General features: G+C 71.9%; 21 protein-coding genes. 5 read left to right on the top strand and 16 right to left on the bottom strand.

Annotated elements, in window-relative coordinates; translation table 11 throughout:
- The gene (locus B0I31_RS29255; protein WP_106618717.1) at positions 1-1,995 is read right to left on the bottom strand and encodes a GTP-binding protein; all 1,995 of its coding nucleotides are present in this window, start codon (positions 1,993-1,995) and stop codon (positions 1-3) included.
- Positions 1,996-2,597: 602 nt separating this feature from the next.
- Between B0I31_RS29255 and B0I31_RS29260 the strand changes: the two genes are divergently transcribed.
- The gene (locus B0I31_RS29260) at positions 2,598-3,143 is read left to right on the top strand and encodes a hypothetical protein (RefSeq protein ID WP_106618612.1); all 546 of its coding nucleotides are present in this window, start codon (positions 2,598-2,600) and stop codon (positions 3,141-3,143) included.
- A 53-nt stretch (positions 3,144-3,196) separates the two neighbouring features.
- On the opposite strand, the gene B0I31_RS29265 is transcribed toward B0I31_RS29260, so the two are convergent.
- The 7 genes from B0I31_RS29265 to B0I31_RS29295 all read right to left on the bottom strand — a co-directional run bounded on the left by B0I31_RS29265 (position 3,197) and on the right by B0I31_RS29295 (position 13,870).
- On the bottom strand, positions 3,197-6,481 hold the full coding sequence (locus tag B0I31_RS29265) for a discoidin domain-containing protein (RefSeq protein WP_106618613.1): 3,285 nt from the start codon (positions 6,479-6,481) through the stop codon (positions 3,197-3,199).
- Positions 6,460-7,878: a glycoside hydrolase family 43 protein gene (locus B0I31_RS29270; RefSeq protein ID WP_106618614.1), complete on the bottom strand. Its 1,419-nt coding sequence runs from the start codon at positions 7,876-7,878 to the stop codon at positions 6,460-6,462. Before B0I31_RS29270 ends, B0I31_RS29265 begins: the two co-directional genes overlap by 22 nt.
- Before the next feature lie 101 nt (positions 7,879-7,979).
- Positions 7,980-8,822 carry a hypothetical protein gene (locus B0I31_RS29275; protein ID WP_106618615.1) on the bottom strand — a complete coding sequence of 281 codons (843 nt, stop codon included), beginning with the start codon at positions 8,820-8,822 and terminating at the stop codon, positions 7,980-7,982.
- Positions 8,823-8,886: 64 nt separating this feature from the next.
- Complete coding sequence (locus B0I31_RS29280; RefSeq protein WP_106618616.1) at positions 8,887-9,690, bottom strand: carbohydrate ABC transporter permease; 804 nt, start codon at positions 9,688-9,690, stop codon at positions 8,887-8,889.
- The gene (locus B0I31_RS29285; RefSeq protein ID WP_181320512.1) at positions 9,687-10,634 is read right to left on the bottom strand and encodes a carbohydrate ABC transporter permease; all 948 of its coding nucleotides are present in this window, start codon (positions 10,632-10,634) and stop codon (positions 9,687-9,689) included. Before B0I31_RS29285 ends, B0I31_RS29280 begins: the two co-directional genes overlap by 4 nt.
- Positions 10,635-10,662: 28 nt before the next feature.
- On the bottom strand, positions 10,663-11,889 hold the full coding sequence (locus B0I31_RS29290) for an ABC transporter substrate-binding protein (RefSeq protein WP_106618618.1): 1,227 nt from the start codon (positions 11,887-11,889) through the stop codon (positions 10,663-10,665).
- 64 nt (positions 11,890-11,953) lie between these two features.
- Positions 11,954-13,870 (bottom strand): glycoside hydrolase family 127 protein, encoded by a 1,917-nt coding sequence (locus B0I31_RS29295; RefSeq protein WP_106618619.1) that lies wholly within the window; start codon positions 13,868-13,870, stop codon positions 11,954-11,956.
- 169 nt (positions 13,871-14,039) lie between these two features.
- On the opposite strand from B0I31_RS29295, the gene B0I31_RS29300 reads away from it, so the two are divergent.
- The gene (locus B0I31_RS29300; RefSeq protein WP_106618620.1) at positions 14,040-15,065 is read left to right on the top strand and encodes a LacI family DNA-binding transcriptional regulator; all 1,026 of its coding nucleotides are present in this window, start codon (positions 14,040-14,042) and stop codon (positions 15,063-15,065) included.
- A 95-nt stretch (positions 15,066-15,160) separates the two neighbouring features.
- Here the strand turns inward: B0I31_RS29300 and B0I31_RS29305 are convergent, their stop codons facing one another.
- The 5 genes from B0I31_RS29305 to B0I31_RS29325 form a co-directional block, all read right to left on the bottom strand.
- Positions 15,161-17,452 carry a heavy metal translocating P-type ATPase gene (locus B0I31_RS29305; RefSeq protein WP_106618621.1) on the bottom strand — a complete coding sequence of 764 codons (2,292 nt, stop codon included), beginning with the start codon at positions 17,450-17,452 and terminating at the stop codon, positions 15,161-15,163.
- Entirely contained in the window at positions 17,445-18,407 is a 963-nt protein-coding gene (locus tag B0I31_RS29310; RefSeq protein WP_106618622.1) for a hypothetical protein, read from the bottom strand. The genes B0I31_RS29305 and B0I31_RS29310 overlap by 8 nt, the downstream gene beginning before the upstream one ends.
- Positions 18,408-18,512: 105 nt before the next feature.
- Entirely contained in the window at positions 18,513-18,719 is a 207-nt protein-coding gene (locus B0I31_RS29315; RefSeq protein ID WP_106618623.1) for a heavy-metal-associated domain-containing protein, read from the bottom strand.
- A 57-nt stretch (positions 18,720-18,776) separates the two neighbouring features.
- Positions 18,777-19,058 carry a metal-sensitive transcriptional regulator gene (locus B0I31_RS29320; RefSeq protein WP_073900036.1) on the bottom strand — a complete coding sequence of 94 codons (282 nt, stop codon included), beginning with the start codon at positions 19,056-19,058 and terminating at the stop codon, positions 18,777-18,779.
- A 199-nt stretch (positions 19,059-19,257) separates the two neighbouring features.
- A complete protein-coding gene (locus tag B0I31_RS29325; protein WP_106618624.1) occupies positions 19,258-19,449 on the bottom strand; it encodes a hypothetical protein in 192 nt (63 codons plus the stop codon).
- A 226-nt stretch (positions 19,450-19,675) separates the two neighbouring features.
- Between B0I31_RS29325 and B0I31_RS29330 the strand changes: the two genes are divergently transcribed.
- The 3 genes from B0I31_RS29330 to B0I31_RS29340 all read left to right on the top strand — a co-directional run bounded on the left by B0I31_RS29330 (position 19,676) and on the right by B0I31_RS29340 (position 22,253).
- Positions 19,676-21,037: a HAMP domain-containing sensor histidine kinase gene (locus tag B0I31_RS29330; protein WP_106618625.1), complete on the top strand. Its 1,362-nt coding sequence runs from the start codon at positions 19,676-19,678 to the stop codon at positions 21,035-21,037.
- Positions 21,034-21,225 (top strand): hypothetical protein, encoded by a 192-nt coding sequence (locus B0I31_RS29335; protein ID WP_106618626.1) that lies wholly within the window; start codon positions 21,034-21,036, stop codon positions 21,223-21,225. The genes B0I31_RS29330 and B0I31_RS29335 overlap by 4 nt, the downstream gene beginning before the upstream one ends.
- Before the next feature lie 221 nt (positions 21,226-21,446).
- Positions 21,447-22,253 (top strand): alpha/beta hydrolase, encoded by an 807-nt coding sequence (locus B0I31_RS29340; protein WP_219910851.1) that lies wholly within the window; start codon positions 21,447-21,449, stop codon positions 22,251-22,253.
- Positions 22,254-22,285: 32 nt separating this feature from the next.
- Here B0I31_RS29340 and B0I31_RS29345 read toward each other — a convergent pair whose 3' ends face one another.
- From B0I31_RS29345 to B0I31_RS29355, 3 genes are all read right to left on the bottom strand, one after another.
- A complete protein-coding gene (locus B0I31_RS29345; RefSeq protein ID WP_146173982.1) occupies positions 22,286-22,498 on the bottom strand; it encodes a hypothetical protein in 213 nt (70 codons plus the stop codon).
- A gap of 169 nt (positions 22,499-22,667) precedes the next feature.
- Positions 22,668-24,788 carry an amylo-alpha-1,6-glucosidase gene (locus B0I31_RS29350; protein ID WP_245950531.1) on the bottom strand — a complete coding sequence of 707 codons (2,121 nt, stop codon included), beginning with the start codon at positions 24,786-24,788 and terminating at the stop codon, positions 22,668-22,670.
- The gene (locus B0I31_RS29355) at positions 24,785-25,984 is read right to left on the bottom strand and encodes a glycosyltransferase family 4 protein (RefSeq protein ID WP_106618628.1); all 1,200 of its coding nucleotides are present in this window, start codon (positions 25,982-25,984) and stop codon (positions 24,785-24,787) included. The genes B0I31_RS29350 and B0I31_RS29355 overlap by 4 nt, the downstream gene beginning before the upstream one ends.
- Between the last annotated feature and the right edge of the window lie 71 nt (positions 25,985-26,055).

Below are 26,055 nucleotides of genomic sequence, written 5' to 3' on the forward strand. Positions count from 1 at the left end.
TCAGCGGCGGGCCAGGTCGCGGTTGGACAGGAAGCGCAGGTACTCGTCGAGGTCGAGCGGGTTGCCGTCCACCCTCGCCCTGGTCGGTGCCGGACCCCGGACCCGGCGGGCCGGACCTGGTTCGTGCCAGATGCTGCCCTCGCCGTGCGTCAGGCCGGGCAGGGCGACGGCCAGGTCGTGCAGCGACCGGGCCGGGATGGTGCCCGGCACCGACCACGCCGAGCCGGACTCCACCGCCGGGCCCAGCTCGGCGTCCAGGGAGAGCAGGAGTCCGGTCACGGCGCTCAGCGCGTCGCCCGGCACCTCCACCTCGACCGCGTAGCCCGGCTCGTGGACGGCACTGCCGGCCCGTTGCAACGCCCGCAGCAGCACCACGGGCGTGAGGTGGCGGAAGTCCGCGGCGACCGTCATCGGCGCCTCGTAGCCGACGTGCGTGATCGTCACCGCGCAGTCGGTCACCTCCCAGCCGTGCAGGCCCTGCTGGAGCGTCGTCGTCACCGCCTCCTCGATGGCCCGGTGGTAGGCCTTCGGCAGCAGACCCAGCTGGGCCTGCCTGGTGAACGTGGTGCCCGTGCCGGGCGGCAACGGCTCGACGCGCACGCCCACCGTCTGCCAGAAGTCGTTCGGACCGCGCGGTGCGAACTCGTGCACGGCCTCGCCACGCCCCACCGGCCGTTCGAAGTACACCGGCCGGACCTGCTCGAACACCGCCTCGACGCCGAACTCGCGCGCCAACCGCTCCGCGATCACCTCCCGCTGCACGGCACCGTAGAGCAGCACCGAGGTCGCGCCGCCGCCGATGGTCCTGGTCCGGATCAACGGGTCCTCGTCGGCCAGCCGGGTGAGCGCGGCGTGCAGCTCGGCTTCCCGGCCGGGCCGCTCGGGCCGGACCACCGACTCCAGGATCGGCGGCGAGAAGTGCGCGCCCGTCCCGTGGTCGGCCGAGCCGAGCCGGTCACCCACGCGGACTCGCGGCAGACCGCGCAGCTTGCCGATGTCGCCCGCGGTGAGCGGCCCGGAGCCGCCGCCGACGACCTCCAGCCCGGCCACGCGCCCCCGGTGCTCCTCGACCGCGCCCGAGGCGTCGCGCCGCCGGAACGTCACGCGCTGCCGGCCGTGCAGCCTCCCGGAGAACAGCCGCAGGTAGGCGACCTTCTCCCCCTTGCCGGTGCGTTCGACGGCGAACACCGTGCCGCGCAGGTCGTCGGACGGCACCGGGCGCGGCGCGAGGAACCGGCGCACCCCCTCGGTCAGCTCGGCCGTCCCCGCGCCCGACATCGCCGAGCCGAAGAACACCGGGTGCACCAGCCCGCGGCACGTCTGGTCGCGCAACAGCCCCTCGACGTCCTCCGGCACGTCACCGTCGAGCATCCGGCGCAGCAGCGCGAGGTCGTGGTCGGCCAGGAGTTCGGCCACCTCCGCCGGGAACGCCCCGTCGCCTGACGACCGGGCGACGACACCGGCGTCACGCGTGCCGAGCCGGTCCACCCGCACCATCGGCACGACGGAGGGCGTGAGCCTGCGGCGGATCTCGGCGAGCAGGTCGTCGTACCGCGCGCCCACCCGGTCGATCTTGTTCACGAAGATCAGCGTGGGCAGGCGCAGCCGCCGCAACGACCGCAGCAGCACCCTGGTCTGGGCCTGCACGCCCTCGACCGCCGAGAGCACCAGCACGGCGCCGTCGAGCACGGACAGCGCGCGCTCCACCTCGGCGATGAAATCGGGGTGACCCGGTGTGTCCACCAGGTTCACCTGGAGATCGCCCAGCCTGAACCACGCGACGGCGGACCGGATCGTGATGCCGCGGCGGCGTTCGACCTCGCCGCTGTCGGTCTGCGTGTCACCGCCGTCGACGCTGCCGAGCCGCGGGATCCTCCCGTGGTCGAACAGCAGCCGTTCGGTGAGGCTGGTCTTACCTGCGTCGACGTGCGCGAGCACGCCCAAGTTGAGCGTTCGGGCGGAAATGGCGGACCTCGGAGGTGTGGGAAGTGGCATCGGGACGGAGCACACCGTCGAGTCGCCGCATCTCATTCCTCCTCAACGTTCGATCAGCCGACGCCGGACACCGTAGAGCGGATGACGTGACCGCGCCGGCCGATTTCGGCGGTGGACGGCGCAGTGCCGGCAAAGGTGTCCGCCGACAGCACGACGCACCGGGCGCGGGCGTGGTGCCTGCCCGTGCTCCGGTGCGCCGATCGGTCCCCCGCTCCCCGACTGGCGCGAAACCGTTCCCCTGTCCCCCTGGTTCCCCCCGAACCCCTCGGATCCCCCGATCCGCTGGATCCCCCCGAACCCCCTGTTCCTGCTATCCCCCCGTTGGTGCCGGTGCCGGTTCGCCGTGTACTCCCTCCGACGTCCCTGACCTGCAACAATGATGATCCGCGCCGGGTCGTCGGGCAATGTCGCACCCCGGCCGCTCTCGACCGCGTTGGTTGCCGGAAACCGGCAAGGAAGCCGGTGAGGCCACAGGCCGGCGAACGGCGGCCATACCACGGCTGAACCAGTCAGAAAATCTCCCACTTGGCTGCTGTGTGGTAAGAGGCCGGCACCTAAGCTTGGCGGTCCGACGACCCCTGCCCGTCGAAAGGACCGTTCCCATGCGTACCGGTCGATTCCGCGCCGCCGTCGTGGCCGCCGCCGTGGCACTGCTCACCGTCACCGGCGCGACCACCGCCTCGGCCGCACCCACCAAAGCCGTCGAGGACGCCGTCTTCCACCCCGCCGCCGACACCCCGGTCACCGCGCTGGTCACCAAGCTCACCCACGCCGAGGCCACCGCCCGCTTCCGCGCCGCCGGCATCACGTGGTCGTCCAGCGGCGGGTGCAGTGACCGCAACAACCCGACCTGCACGTCGTTCTCGCAGATCAACCTGGCCACGGTGCAGGGCGCGGAGACCCTGAAGCGGGCCAGCGGCTGCGCGTTGAACGTCACCGGCGGCACCGAGACCGGCCACGCCAGCGGCACCTACAGCCACTGGAACGGCTACAAGCTCGACTACAGCCTCTACACGTGCGTCGGCAACTACATCCGCGGCACGTTCACCTACATCGGTGGCAACAAGTGGCGCTCGGGTTCCGGGAACGTCTACTTCCTGGAGAGCAACCACTGGGACGTCACCTACTACAACTGCGGCGGTTGCTGACACCGCCGCGAAGGGGGACCGGCCGGCGCGAGGCCGGTCCCCCGCCCCGGCGGTCAACCGAAGGCCTTCACCTCCAGCAGGCCGACCGAGTCGACCCCGCTGTGCAGCACCACCCGCAACCGGGTCGTGCTCACCGCGCCGAACGTCACCTCCTGGTACCGGTCGCCCGCCACCGGGTACCCGCTCGCACCCGGCACGTCGGCGTAGGCGGAGCCGGTCCAGTACTGCAACGTCCACGACGCGGGCAGGTCGACGCCCTGGCCGTCGTCGAAGAAGTACACGTGCGCCGACCTCACCGACCTCGCCGAGTCCCAGGTCAGCTCGGCCCACTGCGTGCCGGTCTCCGGCCAGGTGCCCCACCTCGGGTTCACGGTGTCGTCGGACGACGGCGGGTCCACCCCGTCGTTGATCGCGGCCACCGACTCCCACGGCGAGGTGTAGGACGCGGACGGCGTCGCGGCCAACGCGAGGTTCGCGGGCGGCGGGTCCGGGTTGGTCCCGCCCCGGTGGTACGCCTTCACCTCGGTCAACGCGGTCCTGAACCCGGACGCGTGGGTCACCTGCACCCGGATCCGCTGGGTGGACACCGCGGTGAACCCGACCCGGTTGTAGTTCGCCCTCGGTGTCGTCGGCGTCTTGGCCTGGGCCGCCGCGCCCACCCACGACGAGCCGTTCCAGTACTGGACGGCGTACGACGAAGGCGCGCGGTACCGGTTGCCCGCCCGGTCGTCGCGGAAGTGCAGCCGCACCTCGTCGACCGTGCGCTGCTGCCGGAAGTCGATCTCGTACCAGTCCGCGGTGTTGGGTGATCCCGAGGTGCCCCAGAGGGGTTCGTTGATCGGGAACCCGTCGACCGCGGCGCCGACCGACGTGCCGGACGCCGTGTACGACGCCGTGACGGCCGCGCCCCGCGCCAGGTTCGGCGTGGTGGAGGTCAGGTCGACGCCCGCCTTGGCGAACATGTCCACCATCCGCGGGCTGCCGTGCGCCACGTCCTGCGGCGCCCGCAGGCCGCTCACGGCCACGTTGTGGGTCACCGTGCCCGCGCCGGACGGGAACGTCACCTCGCCGGTCGCCGGGTTGTAGAGCACGCGGGTGAGCCGGTCGACGGTGAACGCGCGCGTGCCGTTCAGGTAGACCGAATACCCCTGCGGCACGCCGTTGTAGCGGGTGACGCCGTCTGCCGGGTCGTCCCACACCACGCTCAGGTCCATGTTGCGGTAGCGCAGGTTGTTGACCGCGAAGTGCGACCAGCCGATGTCGATCGGCGACAGCTCGACGCGGGTGTCGGTGCGCGGGCGCAACCCGGCCACGTCCTCGACCACGGTCCAGTTCGAGCTGCCGAGGATGTTGTGGTGGATCCAGGACCGGTAGTCGATGGTGCGGGTGCCGGCGTTCCAGTTCGCCCAGAACTCGTTGGCGTCGGGCCACTGCGTGTTGCCGCCGATGTACTGCGCCCAGGTGTTCCAGTAGAGCAGCTTCTTGTAGTCCTCGGCGGTCATCCACTGGTTCGGGTAGTGGCGCAGCACCGACGAGTACAGCCGGAACTGCACGGTGGAGTTGATGGTGGAGAAGTTGTTCGACCCGGGGTGGCCCGCCTGCGCGGCCTCGGCCTTGTCCCGCTGGTTGGCCGTGTAGAACGGGAACACCGGGTACTCGGCCGGGTCCGCGAACAGCCGCAGCGCCTGCTTGTACTGGTCGGTGCTCGGCATCAGGCCGACCGAGAACGGGTAGTAGTTGTTGATCTCCTTCCACGGCACGTGCGTGTTCGTGGCCACGTGCTTGTGCTCCAGCAGCTGCCGGGACGGGTTCCACAGGGTGTTCACCACGCCGGTGCGGATGCGGTCGGCAAGCGCTTGCATCTCGGCGGCCTTGGCCGTGTCGCCGATCAGCGCGTACGCCTGCTGCGCGGCCACGGCGCCGCTCCACACGTACGCCGTCTCGGCCCGGTCGAGGTTGCCGGCCCGCCAGTCGAACGACACCGCGTCGGCGTCGTTGCCGGTCATCGCGCCCCAGTCGTACTCGATGACGCCGTTGTTGTTGGTGTCGAAGGTCGCCAGCTGCCCCTTCACGTCACCTTCGGCGTACTTGGCGAGGTTCCCGGCCACGGCGGGTTGGCCGCCGTGGACCTGGTAGCTGCGCCAGGCCGCCTCGGAGATGTACTGGGTGTAGGAGTTGGACCAGTTCTCCGGGTCGCCGGGGTTGTCCATGAACCGGCCGCCCTTGGACGACTGGCCGACCGACAGCCACGGCCCGTACGAGTAGACCGGGTCGCGCAGGTACTTCAGGTCGTCGATGTGCATCGGCTGGGTCAGCGCGATCGCGTTGTTGTAGCCGGTGACGCCCTCGATCGGGACCGGGAACTGGAAGTCCTGGCCCGGGATGTCCACGTCGAGGTGGTTGAAGCGCATCAGCCACCAGCGGTAGTAGACGTTCTTCTTGATCGCCGGGTCGGGCACGTCGATGTAGGGGATGTGGTCGGCCCACCACCGGTTGTAGGCGCGCACGTGGGTGGCGAACGCGACCGGTGGCGAGTGACCGCGGTAGGCGTTGTACTCGGTCAGCGACTCCGGGATCTCGTCGGTGACGAAGCCCATCACGACCTTGGTGGTGGCCGACTGGCCCGCGCCGAGCGTGACCGACCGCGTGAGGGCTCCGCCGGCGGCGGTGAACCCGTCACCCGAGAGCCTGGGTCGGATGGTGGTGAGGTTGTTCTTCACCTGCCGTGCACCGGTCAGCTCCGCGCCGCTGACCGTCGTGGCGTACGGCGACGTGACGCGCAGCGGCACGGTCGCCGACGCCGAGCCGGTGTTGGTGACGGTCAGGTTCGTCACGGCGACGTTGTTGTGGGTGATGAACTTCGCCACCTCGACCCGCACGCCGGTGCCGGTGTAGACGCCCTTCCAGTGGCTGGGCGCCTGCCACCGGCTCGACACCTGCTCGGTCAGCGTCCCCGAGCCGACGGTGACGGCGTAGGCGTTCTGGCTGCTGATGTTGTCCCAGTACGCGGCGTGGCCGCCGAACCCGATCACGGCCGGGTTGTGGGTGTACATGAACAGGCCCCGGCCGCGGGTCATCAGCCACGGGCCCGCCGGGTCGTTGCCGGGACGGGCGAGCAGGCGGTCCACCCAGAAGTCCGTGCCGCCGCTCTCGGCGTCGTGGATGGCGCGCATGGTGCTGCCGGTGCTGTAACCGACCGGCGGCGCGGGGATCGAGGGACCGGTGAACGTCGGGTAGCCGATCGTCTGCGCGGCGGAGGCGCTCGGCACGGGCACGAGGAGCGCCCCGAGCACCACCACGGCCGCCAGCCGCCGGGTCACGCCTGGAAGGCTTGCCATTCCAGCACCCCCGTCGAGAAGTCGGGCTTCGAGGTGATCGACAACCGCAGCCGCGTGGTGGACACGGCGGTGAACGTGGTGGTGTTGAAGGTGTTACCGGCGACTCCGCACGCCGACTGGCCGGGCACGTCCACGTACGAGCTGCCGTTCCAGTACTGGACCTCGCACGACGCGGGCAGGTCGATGCCCTGCTCGTCGTCGAACCAGTACGTGGCGACCTTGTCGACCGACTTGGCGGTCGGCCACCGGTACTCGACCCACTGCGTGCCGCGCTCGGGCCAGTTGCCGTAGGCGAGGTTCGAGCGGTCCGCGGAACTCACGGGCGTGCCGCCGTTGTTGAGCGCGGCCAACGACTCCCACGCCGAGACGTGCGAGGTGGAAGCGGTGGCGGACGGGGCGAGGTTGGTGCCGCCGGAGGGGTTGGGTGGCGGGCCGGTCGTAGTCTGGGTGACCTTGCGCATCGTGCCGTCCGCGTTGAAGTGCAGCAGGTCGACCGCGACGGAACGGCGGAAGTTGCCGCCGCCGGGCGCGTTGGCGTTGTGGTAGACGATGTACCACTGGCCGTTGAACTGCACCACGCCCGCGTGGTTGGTGGTCGACGAGACCTGGTCGAGCACGACGCCGCGGTGCGTCCACGGTCCGAGCGGGCTGGTGGCGGTGGCGTAGCGCTGGCAGGCGTAGTTGGAGTTCGTGACGCAGCCGTTGGTGTCGTTGGCCGCGTACATCAGGTAGTACAGGCCGTTGCGCTTGAACATCCAGGGCGCTTCCCAGAAGTTCGCCAGGCCCTGCGGGGTGACCACCGGGCCGTCCAGCTCGATCATGTTCGGCTTCAGCTTCGCCGCCCGCGCGCCCCAGTAACCGCCCCAGTACAGGTAGGACTGGCCGTCTTCGTCGGTGAACACGGTCGGGTCGATGTTCAGCCCGGACGAGTTGGGCGTGCTGTCGCTGACCAGCGGGCCGCCCTTGGCGTCGCGGAACGGGCCGAGCGGGCTGTCCCCGACCGCGACGCCGATGTCCATCCAGCCCGCGCCGGTGCCGTTGACCGAGGTGTACCAGTAGTACTTGCCGTTGCGGGGTTCGACCTCGCTCGCCCACGCGTCCGCGCCCGCCCAGGGGAACGTGGCGATGGTCGCGCGTGCGCCGTGGTCGGTCCAGGTGGCGGCGTCTGTCGAGGACAGCACGCGCCACTCGCGCATGACGAAGTTGGTGGTGCCGGCGGGTGCTTCGTCGCGGCCCGCGTAGATGTACATGGTGTTGCCGACGACCAGTGGTGCCGGGTCGGCGGTGTAGTGGTCGGTGATGATCGGGTTGGCCGCGGACGCGGTCGGTACCACGGCGGCGGAGGCGACGAGCGCGAGTGCCGCGCCCAGCTTCACCGCCCGATGTCGGGTGCGCATAAATGGGTCCTAACGGTGGGGGATGTGGGCGGGGACAGGGCGCGTCACTTGCCGTGGCAGAGGGCCGGCGCCACCGGGTGCGCGGTGGCGCCGGCGTTCGCTCAGCGGCCGTAGCGGCTCTTCAGATGCCGCCACCAGTCGCGGAACATCCAGATGTCGAACTCGGTGATCGACGCCGAGCTGCCGGCCTTCATGATGAAGTTGCTCACGCCGGACGGCGTCCAGTCGTAGAAGTCGTCCAGCCCGAACGTGTGGCCTATCTCGTGCAGCAGGATCGTCATGCTCGACGAACCGAGGTTGTTGACGAAGTACTCGCTGCCCATCCGCTGGCCCCAGTCACCGCCGGCGCCGCCGCCCATGCCCGCGGTCAGCCACAGCGACTGGTCGTAGTGCCTGGCCACCCCGCCGGGGCAGTTGCGGTACTGGCCGTCGCGGACGAAGAACCGGCCGCACGCCTCGGCGCACTGCGGTGCGTTCTCCCGGATGTTGTTGACGTAGATGTCGACCGAGTTGTCGTTCCACTGCAACGTGTTCCGGTCGCGCACCGCCCAGCCGACCACCTTGATCGGCACGGACGCGTAGGGCCAGTTGTTGTGGCCCACCATGACGTCGGTCCACTTCTTGTACTGCTCGGCGAGCTTGGCGTGGATGCGGTCCCGCAGCGAGGCGCTCACCGGCGCCGACGAGTCCCACCGCACGCAGAAGTTCAGGTAGCCGCCGTTGACGAAGACCTGGTCCCAGCCGTAGTTGCGGAACCCGTACAGGTTGCCGTAGGTGCTCTCCTGGTGCGACCACACCTGGTTCAGCGGGGTGACCAGGTTCGACGGCGGGCTCCAGGTCGCCGGGTTGGCGGCGGCCGTGACGTCCCGCGCCTGCTCGGCCTGCGCGACACCCGTGCCGCTCAGCGCCAGCACGAGGACCACCACGCCGAGCAGTGTTCTCATCCATGATCGTGACACGACGATCTTCCTTCCGGTTGCCGGACGATGCGGCGGCGGACCGGCGGGTTCAGCCCTTGACGGCGCCTGAGGTGAACCCGCGGACGTAGCTGCGTTGCATGGCGGCGAAGAGCACGAGGCAGGGCACTGCCATGAACACCACCCCCGCTTCGAGCGCGGCGTAGTCGATCGAACCGTGGCTCGCGGTGCGCAGGTTGACCACGGCGAGGGTGGTGGTGAACTTGTCGGTCGAGTTGAGCAGGATCAGCGGCGCGAAGAACTCGCTCCACGAGGTCAGGAACGCGAACAGGCCCACGGTGACCAGGCCGGGCCGCACGGCGGGCAGCATGATCCGCAGCAGGGTGCCGACGCTGGTGCAGCCGTCGACCCGGGCCGACTCCTCCAGCTCCACCGGCACGGCCTCGAACGAGTTGCGCATCATGAACACCGAGAACGGCAGCTGGAACGTGATGAGCACCAGGCTCAGCCCGATCAGCGAGTCCTCCAGCCCCAGCCACCCCAGCAGCACGTACAGGGCGATCAGGATCGTCGCGTACGGCACCATCAGGATCGCCAGCGTGAGCAGGAACAGCACGTCCCGGCCGGGGAACCGGAACCGGCCGAACGCGTAGCCGCCCAGCGTGGCGGTGAACAGCGTGCCGCCCACCGTGAGCGCGCTGACGACCACGCTGTTGAGCACGTGCCGGAACTGCACGCCGTTGGCGGACGTGAACAGCCGGTCGTAGTTCTCCAGCCCGAAACCGGTGTCCGTGCGCACGGACGCGAAACCGGCCCACACCAACGGGAAGAGGAACAGGATCGCCAACGCCGTGCCGGTGACGTAGTAGCCCCAACGGGCGTTGCGGGGTTTCACGACGACCTCCGGCGCAGCACGCGGAACTGGAGCACGGTGAACACCACGAGCACCGCCAGCAGGACCACCGAGATGCCCGCGGCCGAGCCGAGGTCGAGCCGGATGAACGCCTCCCGGTAGATCACCATCACCAGCGAGGTGGTGCTGTTGTCCGGACCGCCGCGGGTGAGGATCCAGAACTGGTCGAACGCCAGCAGCGACCCCGTCGTCATCAGCGTGAGCACCAGCGCGATCGTCGGCCGCATCAGCGGCAGCGTGATGCGGCGGAACGTCTGCCACCGGTTCGCGCCGTCCACCCGGGCGGCCTCGTACACGTCGGGCGGTATCGCGTGCAGCCCGGTCAGCAGGATCAGCATGGTGAACCCGGCGAACCGCCACAGCACGAGCACCACCGCGGACGCCAGCGCCGAGTCCGGGCTGCCACTGGTCCACGACACGTACCCGTCGACCAGCCCCAGCCACGACAACAGGTCGGTCACCGGCCCGATCTCGTCGCTGAGCAGGCCCAGGAACAGCAGCGAGGCGCTGGCGAAGCCGACTGCCATGGGCAGGAAGAACGCGGTGCGGAAGAAGCCGACCCCGGGCCGCCGGTGCTGCACGAGCAGCGCCAGCCCGAACGCGACCACGAACAGCAGCACGGTGACGACCACCGTGTACTCGACCGTGAACCAGGCCGCCGAGCGCAGCAGCTCGTCCTCGGCGATGCCGCTGTAGTTGGCGGGCGCGTTGAACTTCGCCTTGCCCAGCAACGGCCAGCGGTGCAGCGACATCCACGCCACGAGCGCCAGCGGCACCAGGAAGAACAGGCACACCATCACGGCGGTGGGCGCGGCGTACGCGGCACCGACGAGCGCGCGCAGCCGACGCCCGCGCCTCGCGGGCCGTGACTCCGGGCGTGCCGGGGGTGTTCGCGTGCTCGGTGTTCCCGGGGTTGACGTCGTCATCGTGGACATCCGAGCCTCCGGTGGCTGCTCAGCCCTGCTGGAGCGACTTGGTGATGGCGGTGTTGCCGTCGGCCAACGCCCGGCCCGCGTCACCGAACAACGCGCCGCGCACGGTCTGCAACCACGGGCTCTGCGGGTCGTTGAACGAGACGTTGAAGTTGCGCGCGTACGGCGTGCGGCCCTTGGCCACCAGACCGTTGATCAGCACCGTGCGCGGGTCGGCCGCCGAGTACTTGTTGTCCGCCAGGTCGGTGCGCGTCGGCACGCCCTTGTTCTTGGCCACGACCTCGACCTGCGCCTCGTCCGACGTGGTCCAGGACAGGAAGTCCCACGCCTGCTCGACCTTCTCCGTGGTCGCGCCGATGCCCAGCGCGTCACCGCCGACGAAGGTGGACTCGCCGCCCGCCAGGCCGCTGATCGGGGCCACGCCCAGCTCCAAGCCCTGTTGCTCCAACGCGTCCAGCCAGACCGATGGCGCGGGCGCGATGCCCACGTTCCCGCTCTGCAACGCGCCCAGCCAGGTCGGGCCGGCCTCGTCCTTCGACGCGGGCGCGGCCACCCCTTCCTCGTACAGCGAGCGGTAGAGGGCGAACACGTCCGCCATCTCCGGTGAGTCGACCCGCGCCTCCTCACCCTCGGGGTCGAGCACGTCGCCGTTCGCGGCCCACACCGATGGCCACAACGTGAACTCGACGCAGCCGCCGCAGTTGCCGCCGAAGTACGTGCCGTTGACGTCACCGCCGAGCCGGTCGACCGCGCGGGCGTGGTCGGCGAACTCGCGCAGCGTGCGCGGCGGCTGTTCCGGGTCCAGGCCCGCCTTGGCGTACAGGTCCTTGTTGTACAGCAGCACGGACAGGTCGATCGTGTGCGGCAACGCGTAGTTGGCGCCCTCCCACGTGCCCGCCCCGAGGTGCGACGGCGCGAGCCGGTCCTTGACCGGCAGCGCGGCGAGCCGGTCGGTGACGTCGGCCCACAGGCCCTGGGAGGCGTACTGGGGCGCGAACACCACATCGGCCGCGAACAGGTCGGGCAGCGACTTCGCGCCCGCCGCCGACGCGAGCTTGGCCGGGTACTCCTCGTTCGGGTAGGCGGTCACCTCCACCTTGTTGCGGTGGGTGGCGTTGTAGGCGTCGGCGTAGGCCTTGGACACCGACTCGGTCGCGGCACGGGTCCACAGCGTCAGCACCGCGCCGTCGTCCGCGGCCTCCGGCTCCTGTCCGCCGCAGGCCGCCAGCACCAGCACACCCGCCGCCACGGCGGAGACTGCACGAAACCCTCTGGTTCTCACCGGTCTCTCCTTTGAGCACGGTCGGAGCGGGTCAGGTGCCGGGCAGCCAGACCCGCATGGTCGACGGGCCGCCGCGGGCCCAGCGGTGGTACGGCACGAGGTTCAGCGGTGTGGTGGCCCGGGTGGTGCCGTCGTCGGGCCGCGGTGGGCCGTAGGGCCAGCCGTCCGCGTCCGGCACGTCGAACCGGGCGCGGACCTCGACGCCCGCCGCCGCGTCGACCGGCGGCACGGCGGCGTCCACGCGCAGGGTGTCGAGGTCGTGCTCCCCGGTGGACTCGGCGCAGTACACCAGCGGCCCGCGTTCCACGGCCACGCAGCCGCGCGTCGCGTCGACCCTCGGGTCGGGTGCGGTGAAGCGGGGCCGGGTGGGCAGTTCCAGCCGGATCTCCTCGCCGACCGCGAACGTCCGGTACACGACGATGTCGCCGACCGGCACGTGCCGGCGGCCGTGGGTGGTGACCAGTTCCGCGCCCGCCGCCCACTGCGGCACCCGCAGCGTGATCGACCACGGCTGGTCGTCGGTCTTGGTCACGCGCACGGTCACCGTGCCGTCGTCGGGCAGGCCGGTGCGCACCCGCAACCCCACCTCACGCCCGTCCGCCAGCCGGGTGGCGACCTCGGCGTCGGCGTACTGGTGCAGGCGCAGGCCCGTGTCGTCGGCCGTGACGAGGTAGCACGACAGGGAGGCCAGCAGGCGTGCCGCGTTCGGCAGGCAGCACGACACCTCGAACCACGGCGCCCTCGGCCCGCCGCCGAACCCCAGCTGCTCCTCGTCGTGCGCCGACGCGGCGGTGGGCGTGCGCTGGTGCAGGGTGTGCGCGTAGAAGAACGACCGGCCGTCGTCGCCGATGGCGGTCGCGACCACGTTGTAGAGGATCCGCTCGATCACCTCGTCGTAGCGCCCGTCGCCGGTCGCCAGCAGCAGCCGCCAGGCCAGCATGATCGCGGCCACCCCGGCGCACGTCTCGGAGTAGGCCCGGTCGGCGGGCAGCACGAAATCGTCGCCGAACGCCTCGTCGGCGTGCCGCGAGCCCATGCCGCCGGTGAGGTACGTGCGGCGTGCCCACGTCCGGTCGAACTGGGCCGCGACCGTCCGCAGCAGCTCGTCGTCACCGGTCTCGACCGCGACGTCCACCGCACCGGCGGCGAGGTAGAGCGCGCGCACCGCGTGCCCGTGCAGCACGGCGGACTCCCGCACCGGCTCGTCGTCGCTGAAGTACGACCAGCCGAAGTGGTGGCGCGGCAACGTCCGGTGACCACGCCGTTCGACGAACAGCGCGGCCTGGTCCAGGTAGCGCCGCTCCCCCGTGACGCGGGCCAGCTCCACCAGGCCCAGCTCGATCTCCGGGTGGCCGCAGACACCGGGCGTGCCGTTGGGGCCGAACGCCTCGCAGACGTGGTCCGCGGCACGACGGGCCACCGCCAGCAGCGGGTCGTCGTCACCGCCGCACGTGCGGGCCCGGGCGACGGCGGCCTGGAGCAGGTGCCCGGTGCAGTACAGCTCGTGGCCCCACAGCAGGTCGCTGTACCGGTCGGGTTGACCGGGACGGCCGAACGCGGTGTGCAGGTAGCCGTCCGGCGCCTGGGCCGCCGCGATCACGCTCGTCAGCTCGACGATCTGAGCTTCCAGCTCCTCCGGCGCGGTGGCGCCGCGGCCGACCTCCCAGGACATCGCCTCCAGCAGCTTGTAGACCTCGGAGTCGGTGAACTCGCGGCCGCGGCGCCGCGCCGACGTGGCGTCGGGCCCGGCGAAGTTCGCGGTCCAGCCCAGCCGGTCCATCCACGACCGGGCGTGCGGCAGGGTGGCGGTGGCGTTGACGTCCTGGCGGGCCCGCCAGAAACCGCCGGTGATCCGGACCTCCCGCTGGCCCAGCGGGCGCAGCCCGCCCCGCGACGGCACGACGGGACGTCCCCCGACCGCCGTGGTGTCCGGCGACGTCACTGTCATCCCAACCTCCCGCGGTCCGTGTGCCTCGCTCAGCACTGTGGCAGTCGAAAACCTTTTCGGCAATCGTCCTTGTGGCACCCGACAACGGTCGTTCACCATGGCGGTTCACGCTCTTGAAGAGGGCCTACAATCGAATCGGCGTTCGACAAACTTTTCGAAAGGCTTTCGAATGGGCAGGCGGCGGTCCGACGCGGTGACCCTCAGCGACGTGGCGAAGCTGGCCGGTGTCTCGATCTCCACCGCGTCCAAGGCGATCAACGCCCGGGACGAGGTCGCGCCCGCCACCCGCGAACGCGTGCTGCGCGCCGCCGCCGAACTGTCGTTCCAGCCCAACGCCCTGGCCCGCGGCCTGATCTCCGGGCGGACCCGGACCATCGGCCTGCTCACCGACGAGCTCGGCGGCCGGTTCGCCATCCCGATCCTGCTCGGCGTGGAGAACGCCCTGGCCAACGAGCAGATGTCGGTGCTGCTGTGCGACGCGCGCGGTGACGCGATCCGGCGCAGGCACTACATCAGCACGTTGCTGGCCAGGCAGGTCGACGGGTTCATCATCCTGGGCGACGACAACGACATCCGGCCCTCGCTGACCCGCGACATCCCCGTGCCGGTCGTCTACGTCTACTGCGAGTCGAGCGACCCGCGGGACCTGTCCGTGATCGCCGACGACGAGGGCGGCGCCCGGCTCGCCGTCGAGCACCTGGTGTCGTTGCAGCGCAAGCGGATCGGCCACATCACCGGCCCGCGGACCTACCGCGCCGCCCGCGACCGGGTGACCGCGCTGCACCGGGTGCTGGCCGAGCACGGGCTGGACCTGGCGGGCGGCGCGCCGCTGTACGGCGAGTGGTCGCAGCGCTGGGGCAGGCACGCGGCCCGGGTCCTGCTGGCCACCGATCCCGACATCGACGCGGTGTTCTGCGGCAACGACCAGATCGCGACCGGCGTCGCGGACACCCTGTCCCGCCTGGGCAAGCGGATCCCGGAGGACGTGGCGATCGTCGGCTACGACAACTGGGAGGAGTTCGCCGCCGACTGCCGTCCGCCACTGACCACAGTGGACCTCGACCTGGAGCTGTTGGGCACGACGGCGGCACGCTACCTGTTCGACGCCCTGGACGGCCGTCGCCCCTCAGGCGTGATCCGCCAACCGTGCCGCCTTGTGGTGCGCGAGTCGACCTCGGCACTCGGGCCGACCTGATCCGGCTCCCTTTGATCTTCCGACCGTTGCTCGGACAGCGGACAGCGCGATGGCCCGGGGCGATCGCCACCCCGGGCCACATCACGCACGCGTCGTCAGGAAACGGCGGCCGGAACCTTGTCCTCGGTGGACTCCACCGCACCGGCCCGATCCCCGGCCACCGCAGCCGTGCTGCGGAACCCCCGCAACCGCAGGCTGTTCGACACCACGAACACCGACGAGAACGCCATCGCCGCACCGGCGATCATCGGGTTCAGCAACCCGGCCGCCGCGAGCGGCAGGGCGGCCACGTTGTAGGCGAACGCCCAGAACAGGTTGCCCTTGATGGTGCCCAACGTCCGCCTCGCCAACCGGATCGCGTCCGCCGCCGCGAGCAGGTCGCCCCGCACGAGCGTCAGGTCACTGGCCTCGATCGCCGCATCGGTGCCGGTGCCCATGGCCAGACCCAGGTCGGCCTTGGCCAGCGCCGCCGCGTCGTTCACGCCGTCACCGACCATCGCCACGACCTTGCCCTCGGCCTGGAGCCGGGCGACGACGTCGACCTTGTCCTCGGGCAGCACCTCGGCGACGACCTCGGTGATGCCGACCTCGGCCGCGACCGCACGAGCCGCCGCCTCGTTGTCACCGGTCAACAGCACCGGCGTCAACCCGAGCGAACGCAGCTGCCGAACCGCCTCCGCCGACGTCGGCTTCACCGTGTCAGCCACCACCAGGACCGCGCGCGCTTCGCCGTCCCACGCGACCAGGACCGCGGTGCGCCCCTTCTCCTCGGCCGCCCGCTTCGCCTCGGCCAACGCGCCGTCCAGGTGCACGCTCCACTCGGCCAGCAGCCGCTCCCGGCCGACGATGACCGCGTGCCCGTCGACCACGCCCTGCACGCCCAGGCCCTCCAGGTTCTGGAAGCCCTCGACCTCGGGCAGGTCGCCGACCCGCTCCGCCGCACCACTGGCGACGGCCTTGGCGATCGGGTGCTCGGAGGCGTGCTCCAGCGCCCCGGCAAGGCGCAGCACCTCGTCCTCCCCGATACCGGACGCGGTGTGCACGGAGACCAGGCTCATCCGGCCGGTGGTGACGGTGCCGGTCTTGTCCAGCACCACCGTGTCCACCCGGCGGGTCGACTCCAGCACCTCCGGCCCCTTGATCAGGATCCCGAGCTGCGCGCCACGACCGGTGCCGACCAGGAGCGCCGTGGGCGTGGCCAGGCCCAGCGCGCACGGGCAGGCGATGATCAGCACCGCGACCGCCGCCGTGAACGCCGCCGACGCACCACCGCCGGCACCCAGCCAGAACGCCAGCGTGCCCACCGCGAGGGCGATCACGACCGGCACGAAGACCGCCGAGATCCGGTCGGCCAGGCGCTGCGCCTCGGCCTTGCCGTTCTGCGCGTCCTCGACCAGCCTGGCCATCTGCGCCAGCTGGGTGTCGCCGCCGATCCGGGTCGCCCGGACCACCAGCCGGCCGCCCGCGTTGACGGTCGCGCCGACCACCGCGTCACCGGGACCGACCTCGACCGGCACGGACTCGCCGGTCAGCATGCTCGCGTCGACCGCCGAGCTGCCCTCGGCCACCACGCCGTCCGTGGCGATCTTCTCCCCCGGCCGCACCACGAACCGGTCACCCACGGCCAGGTCACCGACCGGGATGCGGACCTCACGGCCGTCACGCAGCACGGCGACGTCCTTCGCACCCAGCTCCAGCAACGCCCGCAGCGCCGCACCGGCCCGCCGCTTGGACCGCGCCTCGAAGTACCGCCCGGCCAGGATGAACACCGTGACGCCGGCCGCGACTTCCAGGTAGATGGCGCCCGCGCCGTCAGTGCGCGAGATCGTCAGCTCGAACGGGTGGGTCATCCCCGGCACGCCCGCCGTGCCGAACAGCAGCGCGTACAGCGACCAGGCGAACGCCGCGATCGTGCCCATCGAGATCAACGTGTCCATCGTCGCCGCGCCGTGCCGCAGGTTCGCCCACGCGGCCCGGTGGAACGGCCACGCGCCCCACACCAGCACCGGGGCCGCCAACGTCAGCGAGATCCACTGCCAGTACGTGAACTGCAACGCCGGAACCATCGCCAGCACGACCACGGGCACGGCCAGGACGGTGGACACGATCAGCCGCTGCCGCAGCGCCGCGGTCGGGTCCTGCTCTGCCGGCGCGTCGGCCTGCTCGCGCTCGACCACGGGCAGCGCGGCCTGGTAGCCGGCCGCCTCGACCTGCGCCACCAGCGTCTGCGGGTCGACGTCCTCGGGGAACGTGACGCGCGCCTTCTCGGTGGCGTAGTTCACCGTCGCGGTGACGCCGTCGAGCTTGTTCAGCTTGCGCTCGATCCGCGAGGCGCACGAGGCGCAGGTCATGCCGGTGATCGCCAGTTCGATCCGCGTGTCAGCCATGACCGTGCTCCTCTTCTTCCTCGTGGCCGTCCTCGGTCGACGTCCGTGCGGGAGCGCCTTCGGTGGTCACGGTGAACTCGGCCGTGCGCACGACCCCGGCGTGCTGGAAGTCCAGGAACAGCCGGTAGCCACCGGCTGACGGCACCTGCGCCACGAACGCGATCTCCGGGCCGGCCTGCGTCTTCCCGTCACCGGGAGCGCCCTCGGGGTGCACGTGCAGGTAGGCCAGGTCGCCCTCGCGCAGCGCCACCAGGTGACCATACGCCGCCAGGTAGGGCTGGAGGTCCGTGACCGGCGCGCCGTCCTTGGTGACGGTGAGCTTCACCGGCGACGACTTGCCCGGCACCAGCTCGCCGTCCAGGCGGACCCGGTAGCCGTCGACCTCGGCCACCCGCGACGGTGCGAAGGTGCGGGGCTCGAACGGGCCGGCGGCGTCGAGGTCGACACCGAGCGTGGTCGCCTCGCCACCCGCCGGCTTGAAGTCGGCGAACACCCGGTAGGAACCCGCCTCCGGGATGTCCAGCGGCACGGTCCACGTGCCGTCCGGCGCCATCTCCGGGTGGACGTGCCGGAAGCCGGAGGTGTCGCGCCGGATCGCGATGAGGTGCATCCGCTTGTCGTGCTCGACGTCGAAGGCGGTGACCGCCGCGCCGTCCGGGCCCAGGACGCGGAAGGAGAAGTAGTCGGTTCCCGTGGTCAGCGTCGTGTCGGTGGGCGTGAGGGTGTAGCCGCCCCTGGACGACGCCAGCCCCGCGGGCTGGTCTGGCGCGGTCTCCGCGACGGTGCCGCTGTGGTCGTCCCCGTGCCCGGTGCCCTCAGCACCGGACGTGCCGTCGTGACCGCCCGGGGCGGCCTCGACGGCGAAGGGACCGACAGCGCTACCGGCCGCCCAGGCGCCACCGGCGACCAGGGCGAGTACCGCACCGTAGGCGGAGAGCTTCGCTGCTGTGCTCATCTTCAGTCCTCGAGACTGGTGGAGCCCGCCACGTGACGGGCTCCGGTTCGGCTGCGTCGCCGTTGTTTCTCGGTCGTGTGGTGCTCGGTCGTGTGGTGCTCGGGGTCAGCCGGCGAGGGCGTAACCCGCCTCCTCGACGGCCGCGCGGACGTCCGCCTCGTCGACCGGGGCGGCGCTGGTCACCTTGACCGCGCCGGTCGGCAGGTCGACGTCCACGCCGGTCACACCGGGGATCTGCGAGACCTCCTCGGTCACGGACGCCACGCAGTGGCTGCAGGTCATGCCGGTGACGGTGTAAGTGGACTCGGCCATCGGGAACTCCTGTGTTCGTCGGTCGGGATCGGTCGGGTGCGATCGGGTGCGATCGGGTCAGGAGCGCACGAGGCGCGCGATCGCCTCGCTCGCCTCGCGGACCTTCGCGTCGGCGCCTTCGCCACCCTGGGCGAGGGCGTCGGCCACGCAGTGCTTCAGGTGCTCGTCGAGCAGGCCGAGGGAGACCGCCTGCAGGGCCTTCGTCGCCGCCGCGATCTGGGTGAGGACGTCGATGCAGTACTCGTCGTCGTCCACCATCCGCTGCAACCCGCGGACCTGGCCCTCGACCCGGCGCAAGCGCTTGAGGACGTCGTCCTTGCCTGCCGTGTAACCCCTCATGTCCCACTCCCCTCGGCCACCTGGTGCGTGCCCGTCAGGGATATTCATACCCCCGGGGGGTACCTACGTCAACTCGGGTGGCGGGCCGGGTGAGCGGCGTCACCCGCGAGCGGGCGATGACCCCACCCTACCCCCGTACTGTATCGACCACCGGTCGGCGCGGTGCCCCGGGCAGTGGCCCGAGGTGAGTCGGCGCTGGTCAGTCGGCGCAGCGGAAGCAGAAGTGCGGGCCGACCGGGCGGTCGAGGCCGTGCCAGCCCGCGGCGACGGCGTGCGCCCACAGGACGCGCCACCTGGCGGCGACCTCGTCCGGCCGGGCGTGCGCGCGTCCGCAGTGGTCGCAGATCAGGACGAGCGCGGACACGTCGAGGTCACCGGGGATGGCGGTCACAGTGCGGGTATCGACTTCCTGGTCGGGTGCGGCGGAGCAGGGGGCCGACCGCGTCGGCGGCGGGCGCCTGGTCGTGCGCCGGAATTCTGCTGTCGACCATGGCCGGGTGGTGCGCTGAAACGCCCGTGCGGAACCTTGCGATCAGCTTTCGATCGCTGCGGGCGTGGTCGTCGTCGGGCACTCTGGTGGCCATGTCACCCCAGGCGGGCCGGCGGTGGGATCGCTGATGCCGCGGTTCTCGTTGCGCTGGCGGGTCGCGCTGGCCATGGGGCTGGGTTCCGTGCTGCTGACCAGCGCGGTGGCCGTGGCGGTCTGGAACCTCACGTCCGGCTACATGCTGCGGCAACGCGAGCAGAGCGCGGTGCGGCAGGCCGAGGTCAACGTGCGGTTGGTCGACGCGGCACTGAGCACCGGGTCCGATGGGCTGACCGGGCTGCTGACCGGCCTGACCACCGGACCGGACTCGACCGTCCTGCTGTTCCACGACGGCCAGGTGCTGACCAGCGGGCGGCAGGTGGACGCGCGGGTGCTGCCGCGGCGGCTGGTGGACCTGGGCCGGGAGGGGACTCCCGCGGCTCAGCGGCTCGTGGTGGAGGGCATCCCGGTGCTGGCCGTGACGCTGCCCATCGAGTCGACCTACGGCGCCTACGTCGAGCTGGCGCCGCTGGTGCAGCTGGACCGCACGTTCCGGTTCCTCAGCGCCCTGCTGGTCGCGGTCACGGTCATCAGCGGGTTGCTGGGCGTGGCGCTGGGTTCGTGGGCGAGCCGGCGGGCGCTGCGGCCGTTGACCGAGCTGACCCGGGCGGCGTCCCGGATCGCGGGCGGCGACCTGGGAGCCAGGCTGCCTGCCCAGACCGACCCCGACCTGAAACCGCTGGCCACGACGTTCAACGCGACCGCGGAGGCGCTGGAGCAGCGGGTGCGGCGGGACGCGCGGTTCGCGGGCGACGTCAGCCACGAACTGCGGTCGCCGTTGACGACCATGGTCAACGCCGCCGAGGTGCTGCGCCGCCGCCGGGTGGAAGTGCCCGGCACGGCGGGCAAGGCGCTCGACCTGCTGACGTCCGAAGTGGACCGGTTCGCGCGGATGGTGGTCGACCTGCTGGAGATCTCGCGGGCCGACCAGCAGGCCGAGGACCCGACGTCGGAGACGATCGACCTGGTCTCACTGGTGGGCAACGTCGTCGCGGCCCGGCCCGGTGGTCCCGTGCCGCTGGACACCGGTTCGCCGCCGCCGCGGGTGCTCGGCGACCGCCGCCGGCTGGACCGGGTCGTCGACAACCTGCTGGACAACGCCGAACGGCACGCGGGCGGCGTGGTGCGGGTCGGGGTGTTCGCGCACGGCGGCACGGCGCGGATCGAGGTGTACGACGCCGGGCCGGGCGTGCCACCGGAACTGCGCGACCGCATCTTCGACCGCTTCGACCGGGGCACGCGGGCCGGGCGCCGGGGTGCGGACACCGGCAGCGGGCTCGGGTTGGCGCTGGTCGCGCAGCACGTGCAGCGGCACGGCGGCACCGTGCGGGTGGAGGACCGCCCCGGTGGTGGCGCGCGGTTCGTGGTGGAACTGCCGGAGGCGGAACGATGAGGGCCGCGGCGGTGCTGGTGATGGTCTCGGCGCTGGTCACGGGGTGTGGCGTGACGACGCAGGACGAGCCGCAACCGTTGGTCACGTCCACCGCCAACCCGGTGCCGACACCGACGCTCACCCAACACCTGGACCCGACCACGTCCTCCACGACGACCACCACCCCGGCACCCACCACCTCGGGGTGAACGAGTCCCGCCCGACAGCGAGCCGATCGGCGCTGGCCGGCCCGGCGTCCTGGCTTGTGGGCGAGACCGCGCTGACCGGGCAACCCCCGCTCGATGACCCACGCGGGCCACGGTGATCGGCGCGGGCCGAGCCCGGAGACCAGGGCGTGGCGAGCCGCGCCTATCGACCCGGCCCGCACCGACCGGCGCCACCGACGACCGGTGACCCGGATGATGGTCGGGTGCGCAGGCGGGTGTTGTCGGTGGTCGCGGTGGCGGCCATCATCGTGGGCGTGGTGTTCGGTGGGGCGTTCGCGTTCCAGCGCAAGCTCGTCTACCTGCCCAGCGGTGGGCCGTTGCCGGCCGCGGGTGAGGTGTTGGGCGGTGGGCGGGACGTCACGCTGACCACCGGTGACGGGTTGCGGTTGGCGGCCTGGCACTTCCCGGTGGACGCGGCACGGGCCACCGTGCTGGTCGCGCCCGGCAACGCCGGGAACCGCCACCTGCGCGTCCCGCTCGCCCGATCGCTCACCGCACGGGGCCTGTCTGTGCTGCTCATCGACTACCGCGGCTACGGCGGCAACCCCGGCGACCCGACCGAGGCCGGGCTGGCGCTGGACGTGCGCGCGGCCCGCGACTTCCTGGTCCGCGACGCCGGGGTGCCGCCCGAGCGGCTGGTGTACTTCGGCGAGAGCCTCGGCGCGGCGGTGGCCGCGGAACTCGCGGTCGAGCACCCGCCCGCCGGGCTCCTGCTGCGCTCGCCGTTCACGGACCTCGCCTCGGTCGGCGCCCACCACTACCCGTTCCTACCGGTGCGGTGGCTGCTGCGCGACGAGTTCCCGACCGAGCGGCACGTGGCGCGGGTCGACGCGCCGGTCACCGTCGTCTACGGCACGGCCGACTCGATCGTCCCGCCCGAGCAGAGCCGCGCGGTGGCGACGGCGGCCGGCGGGCGGTCCGTCGAGGTCACCGGCGCCGACCACAACGACCGCGTGCTGCTGGACGGCACGCGGCTGATCGAGGCGGTGAGCGACCTCGCCGGCACCTGAGCGGCTGGTCGAGGCGGTGAGCGACTGGCCGGCTACCAGGTGTCGTCCGGGCCGTCGTCGGGCAGCGGCACGATGCGGTGCTGGTCGGCGACGTCCATCGGGTCGGCCTCGGGCACGTCGGGCGGCTCCGGCGCCTGCTGCGCGCGGCCGACGGCGGCCTCCTCGTCCACGATCCCGGCGTCGGGCTCGGGCTCGACGGGCTGCGACTGATCCGCCACGTCGTTCCACGGCTTTTCCAGGCTCATCTCGGTGATCCTCCACAACGGCACGGGCAGGACGTCCGCTGCGACAAGCGTCGCAGCGGACGGACGGATACGACGTTCAGAAGTGGATTCACAGACCATCGGGGGACCAAACCCGCAGTGCTCGCCGATCGCGTCGGCGTCGAGGCAGCTCGCGTGCGACGAGCCCGCGTCAGGTGGTCCAGTCGGCTGGCAGACCGGACACCGCGACCTTCTCACCGGTCGCGCTGATGTGCGCGGTCTCGTCGCCGAGCCGCAGGTCGGACAGGGTCAGCTCACCCCACCGCGGCGGCAGGTGCGGCCTGGTGGTCAACGTCCGGCGCGGCACGTGCGGCTCCAGTCCGAGGCACGCGCGGACCAGCAGCAACGGTGACGCGCTGGCCCACGCCTGCGGCGAGCACGACGTCGGGTAGGGCACCGGCGGGCTGAAGTCGTCGCGGGAGAAGCCGCAGTACAGCTCGGGCAGCCTGCCGCCGAACGCCTCCGCGGCGTCGAGCAGGCCGTCCGCCAGCCGGTGCGCGAGGTCGACCGCGCCGGGCAGGTGGGCGTAGCGCAGCAGCCCGGCCACCGCGATGGCCGTGTCGTGCGGCCACACGGACCCGTTGTGGTAGCTCATCGGGTTGTAGGCGCCCATCGACGACGCGAGCGTGCGCAGGCCGTAGCCGGCGTCCATGTCGGGCTCGGCCAGCCGCCGGATCACCGTGGCCGCGTGCTCGTCGGTCGCGATGCCGGTCCACAGGCAGTGGGCGATGTTGCTGGTCAGCGCGTCCACCGGGTGCTTGCGACCGTCGAGCGCGATGGCGTACCAGCCCTTGTCCGGCAGCCAGAACGCCTCCGCGAACCGCTGCCGCAGCTCCTCGGCGCGGGCACGCAGGCGCGCGGCGGTCGCCTCGTCCCCGGAGCCCTCGGCCAGCTCCGCCCGCCCCAGGAACGCCGCGTACACGTACCCCTGGACCTCGCACAGCGCGATCGACGGGATGGCCTGCCTGCCGGAGGCGTCGTTGACGCCGTCGAAGCTGTCCTTCCAGCCCTGGTTGGCCAGGCCCCGGTCGGTGGCCCGGCGGTACTCCACGAACCCGTCGCCGTCGCGGTCGCCGTACCGGTCGACCCACGCGAGCGCGGCGTCGGCGGCGGGCAGCAGCGAGCGCACCACGTCGGGGTCCGCGCCCCACCGCCAGCACTCGGCCAGCAGCATCACGAACAGCGGCGTGGCGTCGACCGTGCCGTAGTAGTGGTTGCCGCCCAGCACGGCCGTGCTGTCCGGGCCGAGCCGCAGTTCGTGCAGCACGCGGCCCGGTTCTTCCTCGGTCAGCGGGTCGACCACCTTGCCCTGCGTCTCGGCGAGGGTCTGCAGCGTGCCCAGCGCCAGGCCGACGTCCAGCGGCAGCGCCATCCACGCGGTCAGCAGGCTGTCGCGGCCGAACAGGGTCATGAACCACGGCGCCCCGGCGGCCACGAACGGTCGGCCGCCGCGTGCCGGGTCGTGGATCTGGAGCGCGCCCAGGTCGCTTTCGGTGCGGCGCAACACGTCGGTCAACACCGGGTCACTGGCGGTGACGACCGTGCTGGCCGCGCGCCACGCCCGGATCTTGCGCGCGGGCCCGCTGGCCTCGATCCGCTCGCCGCGGTGGAACTGCGGCTGCACGGGTCGGCCGGACACGGTCGGCTGCACGACCACCTCGGTCGACCACCGGCCGCCCGCGGGCACGACCACGTGCCAGCTCAACGCGCCCGGCACCACGACCGGTTCGGCGGTGGCGGTGAACGACACGCCGCGCGAGCCGTCCTTGCGGTCGCGCAGCACGAGTTCCGGCCCGGCGGCGGTGGCGTCGGAACCGCTGTGCACGGCCCGGCCCTCCTTGACCGCGAACAGGTCGGCGAAGTCCGCGTCCACGTGCAGTTCCAGCCGCACGGCGGTGGCCTCGCGCCCCAGGTTGTCGACCGTGATCGTCTCCCGCATCCCGTCGCCGACCAGCCGTTCCCGCACCAGCAGCAGGGTGCTGTCGGCCAGGCCCGCGGCCGGTGGCCTGCGCAGCACGAACCGCGCCGCGAACGCCTCCGGGTGCGACACCGACAGCGGGTGCGGCGTGCGGCCGTCCAGCCGCAGCTGCCACCGCGACAGCACGCGGGCGTCGCGGAAGAACAGCCCGTGCGGCGTGCCCGGCTCGATGTCGCCGGTGCCGGTCGAGAGGCAGAACGTGCTGCCCTCCACCAACGTCGTGGTGCCGCCGACATCGCCCGCGAACGCCGGTTCGCCCGCGTTGAACGGCTCCGGGGGACCTTCGGCGATCACGCGCGGCCCCCGGACGCGGGCACGTCGACGTTGCGCTCGTAGACCCGGTCGAGCGCGGAGTCCAGCGCGGCGTAGTCGCGGCGCAGCGCGGTGAGCGAGCCGTCACCGGCGAGGACCTCGCGGTAGGCGGCTTCGTAGCCCGCGCCGAGGCCGTCGACGTCGAAGTGCGCGGCGACGTGCGCCCGGCAGGCGGCCGGGTCCAGGTCGCGCACGTCGTGCAGCGCGGCCACCAGCTCCTCCGGGTCGTCCCGGACCAACCCGGTCACGCCGTCCACCACCACCTCCGGCACCGCGCCCGCCCGCAGCGCCACCACCGGCGTGCCGCAGGCCATCGCCTCGATCATCACCATGCCGAACGGCTCTTCCCAACGGATCGGGAACAGAAGACACCGTGCGGCGGACAGCAGCTTGCGCTTCTCGGTCGAATCGGCGACGCCGAAGACGTGGTCGCGCTCGGTCAGCCGGGGACGCACCTCGGCCTCGAAGTACTCCTTCTCGATCGGCTCGGCGCACTTGCCCGCCAGCACGAGCGGCACACCGGCGGCGTGCGCGGCCTCCAGCGCCAGGTGCGGCGCCTTGTCCGGGTGGAAGCGGCCGAGGAACAGCGCGTAGTCCTCTTTCCGCGCCCGGAACGGCCAGTCGGCCAGGCGCAGCGCGTTGTGCACGGTGCCGACCCAGTTCAGCTCGGGTGCCAGCGCGCGCTGCCGGTCGCTGATCGCGACGAGACCGACGTCGTCGCCGAGTTCCCGGTAGTAGCGCCGCATGTCGGTGTCCACGGGACCGTGCACGGTCGCCACGGTCGGCAGGCCCATCGCGGCGTACGCGGGCGCGTTGAGCGGCCCGGCGAGGGTGTGGTCGTGCACGACGTCCAGGCCCGAGGTCGCGGCCAGCCGTTCGACCTCGCGGCGGACGGCGGCGGCGTGCACGACTTCGGGGAACGGCTCACCGAGGCGTTCGGGGACCGTGCGGTCCCACACGGGCACGAACTCGGCCTTGGTGCCGGGTTCTCCCGCGCCCAGCAGGGTCACCGAGTGACCGCGGGCGACAAGGGAGTCGGCGAGGTCGGCGACGACGGCCTCCACACCGCCGTAAGCCTTGGGCGGCACGTCGAAGTACGGCGGGGCCACGAGCGCGACGCGCAGCCGGTCGCGGGCGCCCTGGCGCGGAACCGTTGCGGTGGCAGGAAGGCTGCTCAAGTCGACCTCCGATCTGGCAGGCGGACCACTGATGGCACTCTTCGCCCCAGAGTGCTAACAAAGATCGTGGG

The organism is Saccharothrix carnea, from assembly GCF_003014735.1.
GTDB lineage: Bacteria > Actinomycetota > Actinomycetes > Mycobacteriales > Pseudonocardiaceae > Actinosynnema > Actinosynnema carneum.

Coding starts and splice junctions, on each gene's coding strand:
- B0I31_RS29255 (WP_106618717.1), bottom strand. CDS start 1,995: ATGCCACTTCCCACACCTCCGAGGTCCGCCATTTCCGCCCGAACGCTC.
- B0I31_RS29260 (WP_106618612.1), top strand. CDS start 2,598: ATGCGTACCGGTCGATTCCGCGCCGCCGTCGTGGCCGCCGCCGTGGCA.
- B0I31_RS29265 (WP_106618613.1), bottom strand. CDS start 6,481: ATGGCAAGCCTTCCAGGCGTGACCCGGCGGCTGGCGGCCGTGGTGGTG.
- B0I31_RS29270 (WP_106618614.1), bottom strand. CDS start 7,878: ATGCGCACCCGACATCGGGCGGTGAAGCTGGGCGCGGCACTCGCGCTC.
- B0I31_RS29275 (WP_106618615.1), bottom strand. CDS start 8,822: ATGAGAACACTGCTCGGCGTGGTGGTCCTCGTGCTGGCGCTGAGCGGC.
- B0I31_RS29285 (WP_181320512.1), bottom strand. CDS start 10,634: ATGACGACGTCAACCCCGGGAACACCGAGCACGCGAACACCCCCGGCA.
- B0I31_RS29295 (WP_106618619.1), bottom strand. CDS start 13,870: ATGACAGTGACGTCGCCGGACACCACGGCGGTCGGGGGACGTCCCGTC.
- B0I31_RS29300 (WP_106618620.1), top strand. CDS start 14,040: ATGGGCAGGCGGCGGTCCGACGCGGTGACCCTCAGCGACGTGGCGAAG.
- B0I31_RS29305 (WP_106618621.1), bottom strand. CDS start 17,452: ATGGCTGACACGCGGATCGAACTGGCGATCACCGGCATGACCTGCGCC.
- B0I31_RS29310 (WP_106618622.1), bottom strand. CDS start 18,407: ATGAGCACAGCAGCGAAGCTCTCCGCCTACGGTGCGGTACTCGCCCTG.
- B0I31_RS29315 (WP_106618623.1), bottom strand. CDS start 18,719: ATGGCCGAGTCCACTTACACCGTCACCGGCATGACCTGCAGCCACTGC.
- B0I31_RS29320 (WP_073900036.1), bottom strand. CDS start 19,058: ATGAGGGGTTACACGGCAGGCAAGGACGACGTCCTCAAGCGCTTGCGC.
- B0I31_RS29330 (WP_106618625.1), top strand. CDS start 19,676: ATGCCGCGGTTCTCGTTGCGCTGGCGGGTCGCGCTGGCCATGGGGCTG.
- B0I31_RS29335 (WP_106618626.1), top strand. CDS start 21,034: ATGAGGGCCGCGGCGGTGCTGGTGATGGTCTCGGCGCTGGTCACGGGG.
- B0I31_RS29345 (WP_146173982.1), bottom strand. CDS start 22,498: ATGAGCCTGGAAAAGCCGTGGAACGACGTGGCGGATCAGTCGCAGCCC.